This is a genomic window from Synechococcus sp. RSCCF101, assembly GCF_008807075.1.
In the GTDB taxonomy this organism is placed as follows: domain Bacteria; phylum Cyanobacteriota; class Cyanobacteriia; order PCC-6307; family Cyanobiaceae; genus RSCCF101.
The window spans coordinates 2598908-2618025 of sequence record NZ_CP035632.1; the positions used below are offsets into that span (position 1 = coordinate 2598908).

Consider the following 19118-nt stretch of genomic DNA (forward strand, 5'->3'; position numbering starts at 1 on the left):
CCTCGTGTCAGACCGAGGCCGGCCTGGCGCTGGGCAGGCGAACTGAGCCCCTCCGGACCAGTTCCCAGCCGGCCAGCAGGGATCCCAGGCCTCCTGTCACCGCGAAGGTCAGGGGAAGACCCATCGCACTCACCAGGCTCGCGGCGAGCAATCCGCTCAGGCCACCGCCCCCAGGACGGCGATCTGGCTCAGTCCGGCCATCCGCCCCCGCAGCGCCTGATCCGATCCGACCTGGGTGATCACGTTGCAGCTGGCGATCATCCCGGCCGTGCCGGCGCCGATCAGCAGCGTCATCGGCCAGTGCAGGCCACCCTGGCCACCGGCGGTCATGCCCAGCTGGCCGATGGCCGTGACCATCGCGAAGCCGGCGAGCGTCCGCATCGGCCAGCGGCTGAAGCGCTGGCTCTGACGCTGCAGCACCAGCCCACCGGCGATGCTGCCGGCGGCCAGCACGCTGGTGAAGAGTCCGAGGTCCTGTGGCCCCGGCCCGATCACCTCCCGCGCGATCAGGGGGGTCAGGCCCGGGTGGAAGAACCCCACCAGGCAGATCAGACCGGTGAAGCGGAGCACGTGGCGCATCGGAGCGCCGCAGAGGATCCAGGCGGCTCCGAGCGTTCCGGCGGACCCGGCCGCACTGCGTCGCTCCAGCTCACGCCGGGGAGTGAGCAGCCAGATCACACTGATGATCGGCAGCAGATAGCTGGCCGCGTCCAGGCTGAGGGCGGTCGCGGGACCGAGAGCCGCCACCAGCCAGCCTCCCACCGGCGGCCCGATCAGCTTGCCCACGTTGAACACCACCGAGAAGCTGGTGAGGTATCCGGGAAGCTGCTCGGGCGACTCCACCAGCAGCGAGCAGTACTTGTTGCGCGCACTGAGCTCGAAGGCCCCGGCAATGCCCACCATCAGGGTGGAGGCCAGCAGCAGGATCACCTGGGGCCGACCCGTCAGCAGGGGGATCGCGAGGGCCGCCAGCAGACCCGCCGCCAGCAGTGCCCACTGCGCCTGGATCAGCACGCGTTCGCAGCCGAGCCGATCGGTGCGCACGCCGGCCGGCCCGCTCACCAGGAGCGAGGGCAGAGCCAGGGCCCCGAAGTGGAGCGCCAGAACGAAGGCGTTGTCGGTGCCCTCCATCAGCACCCATCCCTTCGCCGTCAGGCCGGCGAAGGACCCCGCCGTGCTCAGCCCGGACACCAGCAGGAACAGCTGTCGCTGTCGCAGCGGCGTGAGAAGGGGTCGAGATGGCGCCGTCAATGGGCGGAGTCCGTTCCGGGCGTCCGCCCTTCGCCCGTCAGCCGCACGCCTGTCAACCGCTCGTCCGTCAGCAGCTCGGCCTCCAGGTCGTAGACATCGGCGGCGGTGATCCGTGCCGGCACCATCGAGCCCGGAGCCGCGCCCGGCGCTCCGGTCCGGGGGCTCAGGCGCACCAGACCGTCCACATCCGGCGCGAAGCGGGCGCAGCGACCGATCATCGCGCCGCTGACGGGGTTCTCCTGCTCCACCAGCACATCCACCGTGCGGCCCACCCAGGCGCTGTTGCGCTCGGCGGCGATGGGTTGCTGCAGGCGCATCAGGGCATCGCGGCGCTCGGCGGCGATGGCGGAGTCCACAGGGTCGCTCAGGGATGCCGCGGCGGTGCCCTCCTCGGGAGAGAAGGCGAACACGCCGACGTGATCGAAGCGCTGCCGCCGCAGGAACTCCTGCAGGTGATCGAAATGGTGGTCGCGCTCACCGGGGAAGCCCACGATCAGCGTGGTGCGGAGCACCGCGTCGGGCAGCTGCTCGCGGATCCGATCCAGAACCGCCGACGTCACATCCCGCTGCCAGGGCCGGTTCATCGCCCGGAGGATCTCCGGATGGCTGTGCTGCAGCGGCAGGTCCAGGTAGGGGAGCACGTTCGGAACGTCCCGGAAGGCCGCCAGCACCTCATCGGTCAGACCGGTGGGGTAGGCGTAGTGCACCCGGATCCAGGGAATGGCCACCTCCCCGAGGGCGCGCAGCAGATCGGCCAGCCGGGGGCGACCGTAGAGATCCAGTCCGTAGTTGGTGGTGATCTGGCTGATCAGGATCAGCTCCTTCACCCCCTGGGCGGCCAGCTCGTGGGCCTCGCTCACGATCGACTCGATCGGCCGCGAGCGCTGGTTGCCCCGCAGGCTCGGAATGATGCAGAAGGCGCAGCGGTAGTCGCATCCCTCGGCCACCTTCAGGTAGGCCACCGGCTCCGGCGTGGTGCGGTAGCGGGGCAGGGTGTGGTCGCCGACGAAGGTCGGCACGCTGCTCACCCGCTCGACCCGCTCGCCGGCCTCCACCCGCTGCAGCACCTCCACGATGTGCTGGTAGTCACCGGTTCCCACCACGGCCCGGGCTTCCGGCAGCGCCTCCAGCAGCTCGCTCTGGAAGTGCTGGGCGAGGCAGCCGGCGATGATCAGCTCCTTGCCCTGTTCCGCCAGACCCACCAGGGTGCGCACGGACTCCTCCCGGGCGTCCTGGATGAAGCTGCAGGTGTTGACGACCACCAGGGCGGCATCGCGCTCATCGGCGCTGATGCCGTAGCCGGCCTCGGCCAGCAGGCCGAGCATGTGTTCGGTGTCCACCCGGTTCTTCTCGCAGCCCAGGTGGGCGAAGGCCACCGTGGGCCGTGCTGTTGTGGCGGATGTCATGGGTCTCTGGCCGTTCCGGTGACGGAAGCCGAGTCCATCAATCCGTGGGCCTCCACCCTATGGAACGGCTCCGTCTTCAGCTGCCACAATCGCCCCAGCAGCATCGTCAGGGTGAGCACCAGCCGACTCGGCAGTCGCCGCCGCAGTGATCCCGGTAAGCGCTGGGCCAGGGTGAGCATGGCCGTGCTGGCCACCATCGGGGTCATCGACACCGGCGCGATCACCCTCACTCGCTGGGGCTGGATCGGAAGCCTCAGCTGCCCGGGCGGCAGCGAAGGCGGTTGCGACAGGGTTCTCAACAGCGCCTGGGGCAGCGTCCTGGGACAGCCGCTCTCTCTGCTCGGCCTCCTGGCCTACGGGGCGGTGCTCGTGCTCGCGCTGCTGCCGCTGGTGCTGCCGGCGGAGTCCCGCAGGCGGGCCTCCGAACTGAGCTGGATGGCTTTGCTGCTGATCAGCGCCGGCATGGCGGTGTTCAGCCTGCTGCTGATGGGGCTGCTGGTGTTCAAGATCCAGGCCTTCTGCTTCTTCTGCGTCCTCTCGGCCCTGCTCTCGATTGCCCTGCTGGTGCTCACGCTGCTGGGTGGCGGCTGGAGCGAGCCCGGGCCGGTGGTCTTCCGGGCTCTCATCACCGCCATCGCCGTGGGACTGGTGGGCGCCGCCTGGGCCAGCGCCGTGGATCCGGCGCGATCGCCCCAGCTCTCCAGGCCCCCCAACAGCCCACCACCGGTCACCAGCACCAGCACCCCGGCCTCGATCGCCCTGGCGGACCATCTGCAGGAGCAGGGGGCGGTGATGTACTCGGCCTATTGGTGCCCCCACTGCCACGACCAGAAGGAACTGTTCGGCACGGAGGCCACGAGCCGGCTGACGATCATCGAGTGTGCCGAGGACGGCCTCAACAGCCAGCGCGAGCTGTGCGAGAGCAAGGGGCTGCTGGGCTTTCCCAGCTGGGAGATCAACGGCACGCTCGATTCCGGCGTGAAGTCCCTCGAGACGCTCTCCGACCTCAGCGGCTACGAGGGATCGAGGGAGTTCCGCTAGGTCCCGGCACCTTCGGCGGGTCGATGGCCAGGGTGCTGATGGGCCGCCCTCGTCTCTGAAGACTGTGCCGCTGCCAGTGCGGCTGCGTCCCCGGGGCGTCCTCGCGGAAGTGACCGCCCCGGCTCTCAGCCCGGAAGGCGCAGGCCTCCAGCAGCAGCCGGCTCACCGTCAAGCGGTGGCTGTAGTCCACGCTCACCGCCAGGGACACCGCGACGTCCGCCGGCAGGGCCACATCCCGCCCGACCGGCAGCGCCGCCACCAGCGCCGGCAACGGCCTGGCGTTCCATTGCTCCTGCAGTCGGGCGAGCCGGGGCAGCGCCCGCTGCAGATCCCGTCCGCTCCGCTCCACACCGGCCACCTGCCAGCAGAGCTGCCGCAGATCCTCGATCCGGTTCAGCACCTGCTCCGGGGCCTCCCAGTCTCCTGGGTGCAGCTGGAGGGTGCCGGCATCACACTGTTCCTGCCGCGCCTGCCAGGGAGGGGCGGCCGCCGGCAGCAGGTCGATCCTCCTGAGCGCTCTGGCGAAGACCAGACACTCCATCAGGGAGTTGCTGGCCAATCGGTTGGCGCCGTGCACCCCGGTGCAGGCCACCTCGCCCACCGCGTAGAGCCCGGGTACGGAGGTGGCGGCCCGCAGATCGGTGCGCACCCCACCCATCCAGTAGTGGGCCGCCGGGGCCACCGGGATCGGTTGGCGGGTCGGGTCGACGCCGTACTCCCGGCAGCGACGCAGGATCGTGGGGAAGCGCCGCTGCAGGCGGTCGTCCTCGATGCCCCCAAGATCGAGGCCGATCGCCAGGCGTTCGGAGCGCCGGATCGCACGCACGAGGGCCCGGCTCACCTGGTCCCGGGGAGCCAGATCGCCGCCGGGAAGTGAGGCCACCGGGCTGGTGCCGTCCGGGTGACGCAGGCGCCCTCCCTCCCCCCGCACCGCCTCGGAGATGAGGAAATGGGGCGCACCCGGCACCATCAGAGCCGTGGGGTGAAACTGCACGAATTCGAGATCGCTGATGCCGGCACCGAGCTGGTGGGCCATGGCGATGCCGTCGCCGCTGGAGGACGGTGGGTTGGTGCTGTTGGCGAACAGGTGGGCCCCACCCCCCGTGGCCAGCACCACGGCTCTGGCGCTCAGCCAGCGCAGTCGCTCACCCTCCAGCACCAGCAGGCCCCGGCAGCACCCGCCGTCCTGCCAGAGCCGCAGCGCCAGCACGCCATTGCCCCGCGTCAGCAGTGGGCGGGCGCGGACGCGCTCGGCCAGCGCCTGAACCAGGGCCTTGCCGGTCCGGTCCTGAACGTGCAGGACACGGTGGTGGCTGTGGGCGGCCTCCAGGGTCGTGCTCAGGCCCGTCCCGGAACGGTCGAACTCCATGCCCAGCGCCAGCAGGCGTTGCACGCAGCCCGGTGCCTCACGCACCAGCAGCTCCACCGCGCTGGGGTCGCAGAGCCCCGCACCGGCGCGGAAGGTGTCGTCGCGATGGCTCGCGAGGCTGTCTTCCGGGCGGGTCACGGCCGCGATTCCCCCCTGGGCCCAGCGGCTGGAGGACCTCGGTCCCGCGTCCTTGTTGAGCAGCAGAACTCTGAGCCCCTGCGGCAGTTCCAGGCAGCTCATCAGCCCGGCGGCCCCCCGCCGACCACGATCACATCCCAGCTGTCGTCGAGCACGGGGGCTGGGGCAGGGGCGACCATCGCCGGGGATCAGGCCGACTCAGAAGCCTCCTGGGCTCCGGCCGGGGATGCTGAGAGGAGGGCCAGGGGAGCGAGGCTCAGCGGTACTGACCGTCGTTGATGCGGTCGAAGCCCTCGTTGAGGGCGATCTCCGGCTCCGTCACGATGAAGGAATCGCGGTAGGTCTCGAACAGCTCCTTCTGACGCTCGCTCAGATCCAGCTTGAGCACGTCATCGACACTGTCGTAGGGGCCGCCCAGCACGATCTTGCCCGCCAGGGTCGGGTACATCCCCGGGAACTGCTGAAAGCGACGCACTGAGGAATTGTTGAGGTCCACCTTCCCTCCCCGCTCGGCGATCTTGTCGTCGGCGATGTTCCTCGGTGCGTCAGCGAGCGCCGCGCCCGGGAACCAGAGCACCAGCACCAGCACCAGCCCGAGGGCCAGCCGTGCGACGCGGCCCATCAGTGCGCTCGTCCACGCTCCGGCCCCAGCCCGGCCATGCTGCGAGGCCGTTGTGGAGGAGCGGAGCAGCGGGCAATGCAGGGAGGGAGACACAGACAGAGACGGTGAAGCCGTGATGTGTTGCGAGCCAACCTACAGCTCGCAGGCGCACCAGAACCCCCGCCAGCGCTGGCGTTTTGCAGATCGTTTCACTCCGCCGCCGGTGATTCTCAGATCAGTCCGCTCAGTCTGGGGCTGAGGGCTGCCAGCAGCAGAAACAGACCGTCGACGGCGATGGTGGTCATCAGGGCGGCACCCGCCACGGCGGTGGCCGTGCTGCGCCGTGCCAGAAGCCGATCGCTGGCGTTGATCAGCACCGTGGCGCCGAAGGCGATGCTCAGCAGCCCCCGCAGCTGCAGGCAGGCGGCCGCGGCATCGCTCAGGCGCTGGGGCAGTTCCGCGCTGGGCGCGCCGAGAACAGCGGGCCAGTGCGGCATCACGCCGGCCAGGGCCATGGCACCGTCCGTGCAGGCGGTGCCCACCAGGGAAGCCAGGTAGAAAGCCCCCGCCAGACGCCAGCGGGTTCCGAGCCCGGCGATCGCCAGAGGCAGGGCGAAGGCTTCGATCGGCAGATGCCAGATGGGAGCCATGCGGAACCAGCCCCAGAACACGGCCCCCGCCAGCCAGCTGCCGCTGAAGCCGAGCAACAGAGGAGCGAGAACGGAGCCGATGGCATCGCTGCGCCGTGCCAGGAGCAGGGCAGCAGCCACGAGCGGAACGGTCAGAGCGACCGCCCCTGCCGGAGACAGCCGCACCAGGGGGGCCTCCAGAAAAACGGGGATGCTCACCAGAGCAGCGCTGAGACCGATGACCGGGGTCTCGATGGCCGCCGCGCTGATTCGGCTGCTCAGACTGGTGTCGAGAGTGGCGCTGCGGAGGTTCGTCGAGGGAACACCGATCACGCCGAGGCCACTGGGAGGGCTCCGACCTTAGGCTTGCCGGCTGTGGGAGCGTGGGCTTCAGTCTGCAGGGGGTCACGGCCCCACCCGACCCACTGATGCTGCCTCAACCCCTGGCCGAGATCGCAGCAGGGGGCGGCCGACCCGCCGCCGATCTGATGGAAGCGTGCTGGCGGCAGCTGGTCCTCGGTGCCGTCCAGGGTCTGACGGAATTCCTCCCCATCAGCAGCACCGCCCACCTCAAGGTGGTTCCGGTCTGGCTGGGCTGGGGTGACCCCGGCGTCTCGGCCACCGCGGTGATCCAGCTGGGAAGCATCGCGGCTGTGGTGGCCTATTTCCGCAGTGACCTGCGCGGCGTCATCCGGGGTGTGTCCAGAGCGATCCGACAGGGCCGCTGGTCGGATCCCGAGGCGCGCCTGGGCTTCGCGGTGGCCCTCGGCACCCTGCCGATCGTGATCGCGGGCATGGCCATCAAGCTGTTCTGGCCGGGTTACGACACCTCGCCGCTGCGGAGCCTGACCTCCATCGCCATCGTTTCGATGGTGATGGCCCTGCTGCTGGCCCTGGCCGAGTGGCTCGGCCCGAGGGTGCGGAAGCTGAGCCAGGTGAGCGGGGGCGATGGTCTGGTGGTTGGACTGGCTCAGGCCCTGGCGATCATCCCGGGAGTGTCCCGCTCCGGCAGCACGCTGACGGCGTCTCTGCTTGCCGGATGGACGCGGTCCGATGCCGCCCGGTTCTCGTTCCTCCTGGGCATCCCCGCCATCACCCTGGCCGGACTGGTGGAACTGCGCGAACTGATCGCCAGCCCCAGCGGCGACGGGATGCTGCCGATGCTGGTGGGGGTGCTCTCCGCGGCGGTGGTCTCCTGGATCGCGATCGACTGGTTGCTCCGCTACCTGCAGCGCCACTCCACCTGGGTCTTCGTGATCTACCGGCTGCTCTTCGGGATCGTGGTTCTGGCCGCCGCGGCGCGCGCGCCGCGATGATGGCAGGACTGTTCAACCTCTCTCCCCCCGGTGTGGCGTGAACCCCCGGCGGGCGTGGCCGTTCTCAGCGACGGCGCTGAGCGCCTGCCCCAGCCGGCATTGGTGTCTTCCGTCGAACCCGGTTCCATCGGCGAGGACCTGGGGTTCGAACCCGGCGATCGTCTGCTGAGCATCAACGGCGTCCGCCCCAGGGATCTGATCGATTTCCGCCTGCTCATCGGCACCGATGAGCTGGAACTCGAGGTGCAGGACGCCTCCGGAGCCCTGCATCGGGTGGCCCTCGAGAAGGAGATCGACGATGGACTGGGTCTGGCCTTCAGCGAAGCGCTGTTCGATGGTCTGCGGCAGTGCAACAACCGCTGCCCCTTCTGCTTCATCGACCAGCAACCGCCGGGGCGCCGGGGAAGCCTCTACCTCAAGGACGACGACTACCGACTCAGCTTTCTCTACGGCTCCTACCTCACCCTCACCAATCTCAATCCGTCCGACTGGCGCCGCATCGAGGCGCAGCGCCTTTCACCTCTCTTTGTCTCAGTGCATGCCACGGAGCCGGAACTGCGCAGCAGGCTGCTGAAGAATCCCCGCGCCGGCGCCCTGCTGGACCAGCTGCGATGGTTCCGCGAGCGGCGCCTCCAGATCCACGCCCAGGTGGTGGTGTGCCCCGGGCTCAACGATGAGGACCACCTGGAACGCACCCTCACCGACCTGGCGGCCTTCGCGGGAGGGGAGTGGCCGGCTGTGCTGTCGGCCGCCGTCGTGCCCGTCGGCCTGACCCGCTTCCGCCCGTCCGATGACGGGCTGCTGCCGGTGGATCCGGCCTGCGCCCGGCGCACCATCGAGCGGGTGGAGCGGCTGCAGGCCCGGTTCGAACGCTCGTTGGACACGCGCTTCGCCTGGCTCTCGGATGAGTGGTACCTGATCGCCGGCCAGCCACTGCCCGAGCGGCGCGCCTATGAGGATCTGCCCCAGCAGGAGAACGGGGTGGGCAGCATCCGCGCCTTTCTGGAGCAGCTCGACGCGGCCACCACCGATCTGCCCGGAAGGCTGCCGGCCCCCCGGCGCCGCAGCTGGGTGGTGGGACGCCTGGTGGCCGAAGCGCTTCAGCCGGTGGTGGATCGCCTCAATGCCGTTGATGGGCTGGAGCTGATCCTGCACGGGTTGCCGAGCCCGTACTGGGGACAGGATCAGGTGGTGACCGGCCTGCTCACCGGCAGCGATCTGATCGAGGGCCTGCGGGGCCGGGATCTCGGCGACGCGCTGCTGCTGCCGTCGGTGATGCTCCGTCATGGCGATCCGGTGTTCCTCGACGACCGCACCCTGAGCGATGTGCAGGCGGAGCTGTCGGTGCCGATCGAGGTTGTGGGTGGGGCGGCTGAGATCGTGTCCGCCTGCAGTGGTCAAACCCGCTGAGCTGACTAAGCTCAGCGCGATCTGGAAGTTGATTTCGTGGGGAAACCATCCCTCGCATGGCTGGCTGCGGCTGGGCTCCTCTGCGCCGTTGCCCCGGTCAGGGCCGAGGAACTCCCTGCGAGCACGAGCCCTTCCCACTCCCCGGCCGAGCAGAGTCAGCTCGCCCAGTCCGCCGAACCGCTGGATGTGATTCCTGCCGGTTCGACGCCCCCGGAAACCGACAGTGCCGAGGCGGCGCCTGAGGACGCCGTATCGGTCCCGACCCGTGTTCCCCTGGCCCCGGAGGTGAAGGGCGAGCGCCCCCAGGCCGACCCCTCCCTGCTGCCTCCGGCGGCGACGGACCTCACCCCCGCCCTTGAGGGACTCAATTCCCCGCCATCGCTGGCCCTGCCCACGAGCCCGGACCAGGTCACCATCACCGAACTCCGTCCTCTGGGCCTGATCGAGGTGGAGCGCCTGGCCGAGGTCAACAACCCCAACCTCAAGGCCGTGGCCGCCCAGGTGGAGCAGGCCCGCTCTGAACTGAGAGCTTCCGAGGCCGCCTGGTATCCCCAGGTCAACATCTTTTCCGACAGCCTCCCCTCCTACACGCGGGGCGATGCCTTCACCTTCGCCCCGGCGGGGATCGACAGCAACCCCTTCACCGGGCTTCCCACCACCACCAACACCGAGACTTACACCCGTACCGGCACCTATGACATCGGCGTGGGTGTTCAGGTCGACTGGGATCTGATCAACCCTCAGCGTGTGCCTCAGATCGCGGCGGCCCGTGACAGCTTCGAACGTTCGCGCAATGCCTACCTGATCGCCCTGAGGGAGCTGCGTCTGCAGGCCAATCAGGCCTACTTCGAACTGCAGCAGGCCGATGAGCAGGTCCGCATCGGCCAGCAGTCCGTGCGGGCCTCACTCGTGAGCCTCAAGGATGCCCGGGCCCGCTTCCAGGCCGGCGTGGCCACCAAGCTCGAGGTGCTGGAGGCCGAGACCCAGCTGGCCCGGGACCAGCAGCTGCTCACCAATGCGGAGGCCGCCCAGAGCATCAGCCGCCGCAGCCTGGCCGGTCTGCTCGATCTGCCGTCGAACGTGACCCCCACTGCCAAGGAGCCCTCCAAGGTGGTCGGCGCCTGGATGCCCTCGCTGCAGGAGAGCATCATTGCCGCCTATGCCTTCCGCGAAGAGCTCAACCAGGCCATCCTCGACATCTCGATCGCCAACAGCAACGCCAACTCGGCGATCGGTGCGGTCCAGCCCTTCCTGACCATCGTCAACACCTTCTCCTCCAGCCGATCCGTCGGTCAGTCCAACACCACCCGCGACACGATCGATTACGCCCCGTACACCTGGTCCGCCCAGAACACTGTGGGTTTGCAGCTGAGCTGGAACATCTTCGACGGCGGACGGGCACGGGCTCTCTACCGGGCCAGCAAGTATGCGGCCGAGGAAAGCACCTTCAACTTCGCCACGCAGCGCGACTCGATCCGGCAGCAGGTGGAAACGAGCTTCTTCACGCTCAAGCAGAACACCGAAGACATCGCCACCGCGGCCCGTGAGGTCACCTCGGCGCGTGAGTCCCTCCGACTGGCCCGTCTGCGCTTCCAGGCCGGGGTGACCACCCAGAGAGAGGTGGTCGACAACCAGCGCGACCTCACCCAGGCCGAGGTTCGGTATGCCAACGCCGTTGCCTCCTACAACATCAGTCTTGCCGAGCTGCGTCGCCGCACCGGCCTGGATCAGATCCAGCTCTGCGTGCCCCAGAACCTGCCGGCTGAGCGCCCCGTGGTGGATGAGGCCGACACCGTTCCCGTTGAACCCAGGCCGCTGCAGCCCGCCTGCCAGCTCGCTGCCCAGCCGTTCTGAGTTCCTCCGCAGCCATCACTGAGCGGCCCGGTCTGGGGACCGTCGCGGTCCTCCGTCTGGGCCTGTTCCAGGGCTGCCTGGGTTTTCTGGCGGTCGTCTACGCCGGCATGCTCAACCGGGTCATGCTGACGGAGCTCTCGTTCCCCGGCTGGCTGGTCGGCGGTGCCCTGGCCTTTGAGCAGCTGGTCGCCGCCAGCCGGATCCTGTTCGGACGTCTGTCGGACAGCCGGCCCCTCGCCGGCCTGCACAGGCTCCCCTACATCTGGATCGGAACCGCGGCCTTCGCCCTGCTCACCTCGCTCGTGGTTCCCCTCACGTTCCGGGTCCACAGCACTCTTCAGGGCGGCCCCTTCGCCACCAGGGTTGTGGCCGTGACCGCCCTCTGCTCCCTGTTCGCCCTCTACGGCCTGGCCATCTCGATGGCCTCCACCCCCTATCTGGCGCTCGTGATCGACCGCACCGGAGAACGGGAACGGTCCCGTGCCGTCGGACTGATCTGGTCGATGCTCACCGTTGGGATCGTCGTCGGCGCCATCACGATCAACCTCACCCTGAGGTCTCTGGTCGGGGTCAGCGACCCCGCACTGCTGGAACCGGTGCTCAGCCGCTTCATGCAGCGTGTCGCCGTGGGCGTGGTCCTGCTCACGCTGCTGGCCACCTGGGGCATGGAGCCCAGCCGCTCGCAGCTGAGCCGCTCGCAGGACCGGGAGGATTCCATGACCCTGCCTGCCGCCTGGAGGCTGATCCGCTCCAGTGCCCAGGTGCTCACCTTCTTTGCCTTCCTGGTGCTGTTCACCCTGGCGGTGTTCCTGCAGGACCCCATCCTCGAGAGCTTCGGCGCCGAGGTCTTCGGCCTGTCCATCCCGGCCACGGCCAGCCTCAATGCCTACTGGGGCCTGGCGACCCTGGCCGGTCTTCTTCTGAGCGGGTTCTGGCTCATCCCCTGGCTCGGCAAGTTCGCTGCGGCGCGCCTGGGCTGTCGCGCGATCGTCGCCAGCCTGGTGCTCCTGATCGCGGCCGGGCTCTTCGTTCAGGTGCCCCTGCTCTACGCCTCGATCGTGAGCTTCGGTCTGGCGGTGGGTGTGGCCACCAGCAGTGCCCTCACCCTGATGCTCGATTTCACCCTGCCGGCTGCGGCCGGCACCTTCGTCGGCGTCTGGGGGCTCGGCCAGGCCTACGCCCGGGCCGGGGCGAAGCTGGCCGGAGGTTCGATGCTGGATGTGGGACGGGCGCTGTTTCCCGGTGCCGCGCCTGTGGTGGCCTACGGCTTCGTGCTCGGGCTCGCTGCTCTGATGGGCTGTCTGGCTCTGGCGGTTCTGGCCCGGCTCAGCCTGTCCCGGTTCCGCTCGGACGCATCTGCCAGCCTTGGCACAGTGCTGAGCCACGAGCTGGGATGACCACCGTCTCACCAACCCGCAGCGGACCGTCGGACCCTCTGCACGCCCTGCTCGACCGGGTCGGTGATCGTCAGCGCCAGGACTTCGGCCACCTGGTCTCGGAGGTCAAGCCGGATGGGACCTTGATCACGGCCTGCGATCGCTGGAGTGATCAGACCCTGGTGGAGGGATTGCGGCGCCTGCATCCCGGCGAGGGGGTGCTCAGTGAGGAGGGTGAGCACACCATCCCCGGCAGTGACTGCTACTGGGTTGTGGACCCGTTGGATGGGACCACCAACTTCGCCGCGGGCATTCCCTACTGGGCGATCTCCCTCGCCCGCTTCTGCGATGGCGTGCCGGTTGAGGCCGTGCTCGACATCCCGCCCCTGCGCCAGCGGATCGTGGCGATCCGTGGTGAGGGCGCCTGGCGGAACGGCAAACCCATCCCCAGACCGGGCCTGACGCCCTCCGGCACCGCCTGCGCGTCGCTCTGCAGCCGTTCCATCCGGGTGCTGCAGGCGCTTCCGGAGCGGCGCTTCCCCGGCAAGATCCGGCTCCTTGGAGTGGCCAGCCTCAACATGGTGAGCGTGGCCATGGGCCAGACGGTCGCGGCTCTCGAGGCGTCGCCAAGGCTGTGGGACATCGCTGCGGCCTGGCTGGTGCTGCTGGAGGTGGGATGCCAGGTGCGATGGCTCTCACGGGTCCCGGGACAGGAGCGGCAGGGAGAGGACGTCGGGGCCGGCGATTACCCCGTGCTGGTCTCCAGGACCGCAGAGGTCGAGCAGCGCTTCCTTCCCTGGGCGAACGCCCTGAGCGGCTGACCCCGTCCCGGTCCCAGGGCTGCTACCCAGGCCAGCCTTCCAGCCGGAGGTATTGCTGCCATCTGACTTGTCCCGGGGCATGTGGGGGTGTGTGTTGTTGCGGTAGCGGGGGTGATGGTGTTATGTTCTTGGGTCTGCGCGAGAGCGAGGAGCCGCGAGGTTCTGAGCTTGAGAGCAGCTCTCTGGATTGTGAGTGACGGTGACCGCTGAGAGGCGGAGGAGCGTTGCGAGCGGTTCTGGGAGACGGGAGCCGATGGAATGGCCTGTGAGGGCGGTTCGGTTGTGCTCCTGGGCCTGCGAGCCGGACAAGCGAGCGAGAGCGAGCGCGACGGTGTTGTAGGTTCTACAAGCGACCGGGATGACCGGTCCGAGCCACGGGAGCCTGGAGAGCAGGCGAGCGTGGCGCACCTGGACAACCAAGAAGTTTAGGAACTGACGCTTCTACCGCGTCATGGCCTCTGACCTGTGTGGTGAGGGAGCTGTGATGAGAATGCGGTGGAGGTGTGAGGTCCCGTCAAGAAAGAAACGCGATATTGCCGCGTTGCACCTGCTGCTGAGCTGGTTCTCACGATCAGTCGGTAGCGAGATAATGGTGCGAGGCGGAGGTATCAAACCGGATCTGAGATCCGGGTCAAGCATGATCAGTTGAGCGAGAGTTGAACTGGTTGGAATGCTGTTGTAGCCATTGTTATGAGAATAATGATGGAGAGTTTAGGCGACAACTATCATGTTGCTTTTTGGAGCAGCCGTGATGGGTGGAAGGCCGGCCACATCGAGCCGAGGTTGATCGAGCACTGATTGAGCCGAAAGGCTGAGTGAGTGATTGGTTGAATTTGGTGCAGGGATGTGAGTTTACAACGGAGAGTTTGATCCTGGCTCAGGATGAACGCTGGCGGCGTGCTTAACACATGCAAGTCGAACGAACCTTCGGGTTAGTGGCGGACGGGTGAGTAACGCGTGGGAATCTGCCCTCAGGAGGGGGATAACAGTTGGAAACGACTGCTAATACCCCATATGCCGCGAGGTGAAATGAATTTCGCCTGAGGATGAGCCCGCGTCTGATTAGCTAGTTGGTGTGGTAAGAGCGCACCAAGGCATCGATCAGTAGCTGGTCTGAGAGGATGATCAGCCACACTGGGACTGAGACACGGCCCAGACTCCTACGGGAGGCAGCAGTGGGGAATTTTCCGCAATGGGCGAAAGCCTGACGGAGCAACGCCGCGTGAGGGAAGAAGGCCTCTGGGCTGTAAACCTCTTTTCTCAAGGAAGAAGATCTGACGGTACTTGAGGAATAAGCCACGGCTAATTCCGTGCCAGCAGCCGCGGTAATACGGGAGTGGCAAGCGTTATCCGGAATTATTGGGCGTAAAGCGTCCGCAGGCGGCCTTTCAAGTCTGCTGTTAAAACGTGGAGCTTAACTCCATCATGGCAGTGGAAACTGTTGGGCTTGAGTGTGGTAGGGGCAGAGGGAATTCCCGGTGTAGCGGTGAAATGCGTAGATATCGGGAAGAACACCAGTGGCGAAAGCGCTCTGCTGGGCCATAACTGACGCTCATGGACGAAAGCCAGGGGAGCGAAAGGGATTAGATACCCCTGTAGTCCTGGCCGTAAACGATGAACACTAGGTGTCGGGGGAATCGACCCCCTCGGTGTCGTAGCCAACGCGTTAAGTGTTCCGCCTGGGGAGTACGCACGCAAGTGTGAAACTCAAAGGAATTGACGGGGGCCCGCACAAGCGGTGGAGTATGTGGTTTAATTCGATGCAACGCGAAGAACCTTACCAGGGCTTGACATCCTGCGAACCTCTGGGAAACCGGAGGGTGCCTTCGGGAACGCAGTGACAGGTGGTGCATGGCTGTCGTCAGCTCGTGTCGTGAGATGTTGGGTTAAGTCCCGCAACGAGCGCAACCCACGTCTTTAGTTGCCAGCATTCAGTTGGGCACTCTAGAGAGACCGCCGGTGATAAACCGGAGGAAGGTGTGGATGACGTCAAGTCATCATGCCCCTTACGTCCTGGGCTACACACGTACTACAATGCTACGGACAAAGGGCAGCGAACTCGCGAGAGTCAGCAAATCCCATAAACCGTGGCTCAGTTCAGATCGTAGGCTGCAACTCGCCTACGTGAAGGAGGAATCGCTAGTAATCGCAGGTCAGCATACTGCGGTGAATACGTTCCCGGGCCTTGTACACACCGCCCGTCACACCATGGAAGTTGGCCACGCCCGAAGTCGTTACTCCAACCCTTGTGGAGGAGGACGCCGAAGGTGGGGCTGATGACTGGGGTGAAGTCGTAACAAGGTAGCCGTACCGGAAGGTGCGGCTGGATCACCTCCTAACAGGGAGACAAACAAGATCGTGATGTCAGTCGTTTTTGTACTGACCATGATCGTGTCACCTTAGGTCGATCGGTACCTCAGCATGACTTGCATGAGTGAGTCATGATCAGTTCCTGAACTTCGTCTAGGTCACCCCGCAACGGGTCCTCCTGGGCCATTAGCTCAGGTGGTTAGAGCGCACCCCTGATAAGGGTGAGGTCCCTGGTTCAAGTCCAGGATGGCCCATTCGTGATTGGGGGTTTAGCTCAGTTGGTAGAGCGCCTGCTTTGCAAGCAGGATGTCAGCGGTTCGAGTCCGCTAACCTCCACTGACGCTTGACCGCCGCGCGTGAGTGTGGAGGAAACGTAGGGTGACGAGACAGGTGGACAGCTGAGAAGGAATTCAGCATTGTTCCATGCCTGAGAGGGTTGGAAGAATGCTGGACTCTGCCTGGTTGCGCAAGCGATCAGAGTTTAGTTCAGCGGAACCTTGACAACTGCATAGGTGAGTCTGGAAACAAGCATCTCATGGAAGGTGTTCTGTTGACGGCTTGGGGGATAGCGATCAGCGAAGCAATTCGCTGATCAAAGTTTCTAAAGTTGAGAACGGAGCATCAAATTCTTGAGTTGAGTCTCCATGAGCTTCATCAGAGATGATGGAGCGGAATGGTCAAGCTACAAAGGGCTCACGGTGGATACCTAGGCACACAGAGGCGATGAAGGACGTGATTACCTGCGATAAGTCTCGGGGAGCTGGAAGTACGCTTTGATCCGGGAATTTCCGAATGGGGCAACCCCTAGTACGACCATCTGAATCCATAGGGTGGAACGAGCCAACCCGGCGAACTGAAACATCTTAGTAGCCGGAGGAAAGGAAAGTAAAAACGACTCCCTCAGTAGCGGCGAGCGAACGGGGAAGAGCCTAAACCAATGCTTTCGAGCATTGGGGTTGTGGGACAGCGACATGGACCTGGGAGGTTAGTGGAAGCGTTTGAAAGGCGCGCCAGAGAGGGTGAAAGCCCCGTACGCGAAAACCGAACAGGCCTAGCTGGATCCCGAGTAGCACGGAGCACGTGGAATTCCGTGTGAATCAGCGAGGACCACCTCGTAAGGCTAAGTACTCCTGTGTGACCGATAGCGCAACAGTACCGCGAGGGAAAGGTGAAAAGAACCCCGGGAGGGGAGTGAAATAGAACATGAAACCGTGAGCTTACAAGCAATGGGAGCCCGACTGATCGGGTGACCGTGTGCCTGTTGAAGAATGAGCCGGCGACTTATAGGCACTGGCAGGTTAAACCGAAAATGGTGGAGCCAAAGCGAAAGCGAGTCTGAATAGGGCGTTAGTCAGTGTTTATAGACCCGAACCCGGGTGATCTAACCATGGCCAGGATGAAGCTTGGGTGATACCAAGTGGAGGTCCGAACCGACTGATGTTGAAAAATCAGCGGATGAGCTGTGGTTAGGGGTGAAATGCCAATCGAACCCGGAGCTAGCTGGTTCTCCCCGAAATACGTTGAGGCGTAGCGTCTGGTGCTCCAGCAGGGGGGTAAAGCCACCGTTTCGGTGCGGGCTGCGAGAGCGGTACCAAATCGAGACGAACTCTGAATACCCTGTGTGAAGCCAGGCAGTCAGACTGTGGGGGATAAGCTCCATGGTCGAAAGGGAAACAGCCCAGACCGCCAGCTAAGGTCCCTAAATGAACACTAAGTGATAAAGGAGGTGGGATTGCACAGACAACCAGGAGGTTTGCCTAGAAGCAGCCATCCTCAAAGGAGTGCGTAATAGCTCACTGGTCGAGCGATCCTGCGCCGAAAATGAACGGGGCTAAGTGTTCTACCGAAGCTGCGGATTCATTGAATGGTAGGGGAGCGTTCCATGTAGGGTGAAGCGTTAGCGTAAGCGGGCGTGGACAGCATGGAAGTGAGAATGTCGGCTTGAGTAGCGAAAACATGGGTGAGAATCCCATGCCCCGAAACCCTAAGGGTTCCTCCGGCAGGCTCGTCCGCGGAGGGTTAGTCTGGACCTAAGGCGAGGCCGAAAGGCGTAGTCGATGGACAACAGGTTAATATTCCTGTACCGGTTATGTTTTGGGAAGGGGGACGGAGAAGGCTAGCCAAGCCAGATGTTGGTTACTGGTTCAAGCGTTCGAGGCGTTGAGGAGTGGAGAAAACACTCTGAGCTGAGGCGTGAGTACGAGCTGCTACGGCAGCGAAGTTGGTGATGTCAAGCTTCCAAGAAAAGCCCTATACCCGTTAAGGCATAACTGCCAGTACCCGAAACCGACACAGGTGGGGTGGTAGAGAATACCGAGGGGCGCGAGGTAACTCTCTCTAAGGAACTCGGCAAAATGGCCCCGTAACTTCGGGAGAAGGGGTGCCAGCGAGAGCTGGTCGCAGTGAAGAGGCCCAAGCGACTGTTTACCAAAAACACAGGTCTCCGCTAAGTCGCAAGACGATGTATGGGGGCTGACGCCTGCCCAGTGCCGGAAGGTTAAGGAAGCTTGTCAGCGTAAGCGAAGCGAGCGACTGAAGCCCCGGTGAACGGCGGCCGTAACTATAACGGTCCTAAGGTAGCGAAATTCCTTGTCGGGTAAGTTCCGACCCGCACGAAAGGCGTAACGATTTGGGCGCTGTCTCGGAGAGAGGCTCGGCGAAATAGAATTGTCTGTGAAGATGCGGACTACGTGCACCCGGACAGAAAGACCCTATGAAGCTTTACTGTAGCTTGGTATTGTGCCCGGGCTCTGAATGCGCAGGATAGGTGGGAGACGTTGAACCATTGCTTGTGGGTGATGGTGAGTCACTGGTGAGATACCACTCTTTCAGAGCTAGGGTTCTAACCCTTACCCGTTATCCGGGAAGGGGACAGTATCTGGTGGGCAGTTTGACTGGGGCGGTCGCCTCCTAAAAGGTAACGGAGGCGCGCAAAGGTTCCCTCAGGCTGGTTGGAAATCAGCCGACGAGTGCAAAGGCAGAAGGGAGCTTGACTGTGAGACCTACAAGTCGAACAGGGACGAAAGTCGGCCTTAGTGATCCGACGGTTCTGAGTGGAAGGGCCGTCGCTCAACGGATAAAAGTTACTCTAGGGATAACAGGCTGATCTCCCCCAAGAGTTCACATCGACGGGGAGGTTTGGCACCTCGATGTCGGCTCATCGCAACCTGGGGCTGAAGTCGGTCCCAAGGGTTGGGCTGTTCGCCCATTAAAGCGGTACGCGAGCTGGGTTCAGAACGTCGTGAGACAGTTCGGTCCATATCCGGTGCATGCGCAAGAACATTGAGAGGATTTCTCCCTAGTACGAGAGGACCGGGAGGAACACACCTCTGGTGTACCAGTTATCGTGCCAACGGTAAACGCTGGGTAGCCATGTGTGGAGCGGATAACCGCTGAAAGCATCTAAGTGGGAAGCCCACCTCAAGATGAGTGTTCTCATGGCATAAGCCAGTAAGGTCACGGGAAGAACACCCGTTGATAGGCTCTACGTGGAAGCTTGGCAACAAGTGAAGCGGAGGAGTACTAATAGACCGAGGGCTTGACCAATCCCCAATGGGGACGTGACGCAAGCACGTGAGAGCTTGTTTTCAGGCGAG

10 protein-coding genes, 2 tRNA genes, 2 rRNA genes and 1 pseudogene are annotated in these 19118 nt (G+C 64.9%); 10 read left to right on the plus strand and 5 right to left on the minus strand.

All coding sequences use genetic code 11. The features are described 5' to 3' along the window. Positions 1 to 7: 7 nt before the first annotated feature. Both EVJ50_RS12520 and rimO read right to left on the minus strand, forming a co-directional pair. A pseudogene (locus EVJ50_RS12520) lies at positions 8 to 1251 on the minus strand (MFS transporter). Beyond that, positions 1248 to 2657 carry a 30S ribosomal protein S12 methylthiotransferase RimO gene (gene rimO / locus EVJ50_RS12525; RefSeq protein ID WP_150884355.1) on the minus strand — a complete coding sequence of 470 codons (1410 nt, stop codon included), beginning with the start codon at positions 2655 to 2657 and terminating at the stop codon, positions 1248 to 1250. The pseudogene EVJ50_RS12520 and the gene rimO overlap by 4 nt, the downstream one beginning before the upstream one ends. Positions 2658 to 2768: 111 nt before the next feature. Between rimO and EVJ50_RS12530 the strand changes: the two genes are divergently transcribed. Next, positions 2769 to 3698 (plus strand): vitamin K epoxide reductase family protein, encoded by a 930-nt coding sequence (locus EVJ50_RS12530; RefSeq protein WP_150884356.1) that lies wholly within the window; start codon positions 2769 to 2771, stop codon positions 3696 to 3698. Here EVJ50_RS12530 and nadB read toward each other — a convergent pair. The 3 genes from nadB to EVJ50_RS12545 form a co-directional block, all read right to left on the minus strand. Then, positions 3664 to 5307, minus strand: a complete 1644-nt coding sequence (gene nadB / locus EVJ50_RS12535) for an L-aspartate oxidase (RefSeq protein WP_370455508.1) — start codon at positions 5305 to 5307, stop codon at positions 3664 to 3666. The two genes, EVJ50_RS12530 and nadB, sit on opposite strands and share 35 nt — an antisense overlap. Before the next feature lie 154 nt (positions 5308 to 5461). After that, positions 5462 to 5827, minus strand: coding sequence for a photosystem II complex extrinsic protein PsbU (gene psbU / locus EVJ50_RS12540; RefSeq protein ID WP_150884357.1), 366 nt, complete (start codon positions 5825 to 5827; stop codon positions 5462 to 5464). A 209-nt stretch (positions 5828 to 6036) separates the two neighbouring features. After that, the gene (locus EVJ50_RS12545; protein WP_225322936.1) at positions 6037 to 6768 is read right to left on the minus strand and encodes a DUF3120 domain-containing protein; all 732 of its coding nucleotides are present in this window, start codon (positions 6766 to 6768) and stop codon (positions 6037 to 6039) included. A 95-nt stretch (positions 6769 to 6863) separates the two neighbouring features. Here EVJ50_RS12545 and EVJ50_RS12550 point away from each other — a divergent pair, with 95 nt between their 5' ends. The 9 genes from EVJ50_RS12550 to EVJ50_RS12590 all read left to right on the plus strand — a co-directional run bounded on the left by EVJ50_RS12550 (position 6864) and on the right by EVJ50_RS12590 (position 19068). Then, entirely contained in the window at positions 6864 to 7751 is an 888-nt protein-coding gene (locus EVJ50_RS12550) for an undecaprenyl-diphosphate phosphatase (protein WP_150884358.1), read from the plus strand. Between the two features lie 30 nt (positions 7752 to 7781). Beyond that, on the plus strand, positions 7782 to 9161 hold the full coding sequence (locus EVJ50_RS12555; protein ID WP_150884359.1) for a TIGR03279 family radical SAM protein: 1380 nt from the start codon (positions 7782 to 7784) through the stop codon (positions 9159 to 9161). Between the two features lie 186 nt (positions 9162 to 9347). Then, on the plus strand, positions 9348 to 11015 hold the full coding sequence (locus EVJ50_RS12560) for a TolC family protein (RefSeq protein WP_225322937.1): 1668 nt from the start codon (positions 9348 to 9350) through the stop codon (positions 11013 to 11015). Positions 11016 to 11137: 122 nt separating this feature from the next. Continuing rightward, a complete protein-coding gene (locus EVJ50_RS12565) occupies positions 11138 to 12412 on the plus strand; it encodes a BCD family MFS transporter (protein ID WP_370455509.1) in 1275 nt (424 codons plus the stop codon). Beyond that, complete coding sequence (locus EVJ50_RS12570; RefSeq protein WP_150884361.1) at positions 12409 to 13212, plus strand: inositol monophosphatase family protein; 804 nt, start codon at positions 12409 to 12411, stop codon at positions 13210 to 13212. Before EVJ50_RS12565 ends, EVJ50_RS12570 begins: the two co-directional genes overlap by 4 nt. A gap of 854 nt (positions 13213 to 14066) precedes the next feature. Further along, positions 14067 to 15551 (plus strand): 16S ribosomal RNA (locus tag EVJ50_RS12575). 151 nt (positions 15552 to 15702) lie between these two features. Next, a tRNA-Ile gene (locus EVJ50_RS12580) sits at positions 15703 to 15776 on the plus strand. A 9-nt stretch (positions 15777 to 15785) separates the two neighbouring features. Continuing rightward, a tRNA-Ala gene (locus EVJ50_RS12585) sits at positions 15786 to 15858 on the plus strand. Positions 15859 to 16197: 339 nt separating this feature from the next. Continuing rightward, positions 16198 to 19068 (plus strand): 23S ribosomal RNA (locus EVJ50_RS12590). Together the 16S and 23S rRNA genes with 2 tRNA genes alongside form the textbook arrangement of a ribosomal RNA operon. Positions 19069 to 19118: the final 50 nt, after the last annotated feature.

Bases quoted from the DNA above. Each gene is read 5' to 3' on its own strand.
- rimO (WP_150884355.1), bottom strand. From the start codon at position 2,657: ATGACATCCGCCACAACAGCACGGCCCACGGTGGCCTTCGCCCACCTG.
- nadB (WP_370455508.1), bottom strand. From the start codon at position 5,307: ATGAGCTGCCTGGAACTGCCGCAGGGGCTCAGAGTTCTGCTGCTCAAC.
- psbU (WP_150884357.1), bottom strand. From the start codon at position 5,827: ATGGGCCGCGTCGCACGGCTGGCCCTCGGGCTGGTGCTGGTGCTGGTG.
- EVJ50_RS12550 (WP_150884358.1), top strand. From the start codon at position 6,864: ATGCTGCCTCAACCCCTGGCCGAGATCGCAGCAGGGGGCGGCCGACCC.
- EVJ50_RS12565 (WP_370455509.1), top strand. From the start codon at position 11,138: ATGCTGACGGAGCTCTCGTTCCCCGGCTGGCTGGTCGGCGGTGCCCTG.
- EVJ50_RS12570 (WP_150884361.1), top strand. From the start codon at position 12,409: ATGACCACCGTCTCACCAACCCGCAGCGGACCGTCGGACCCTCTGCAC.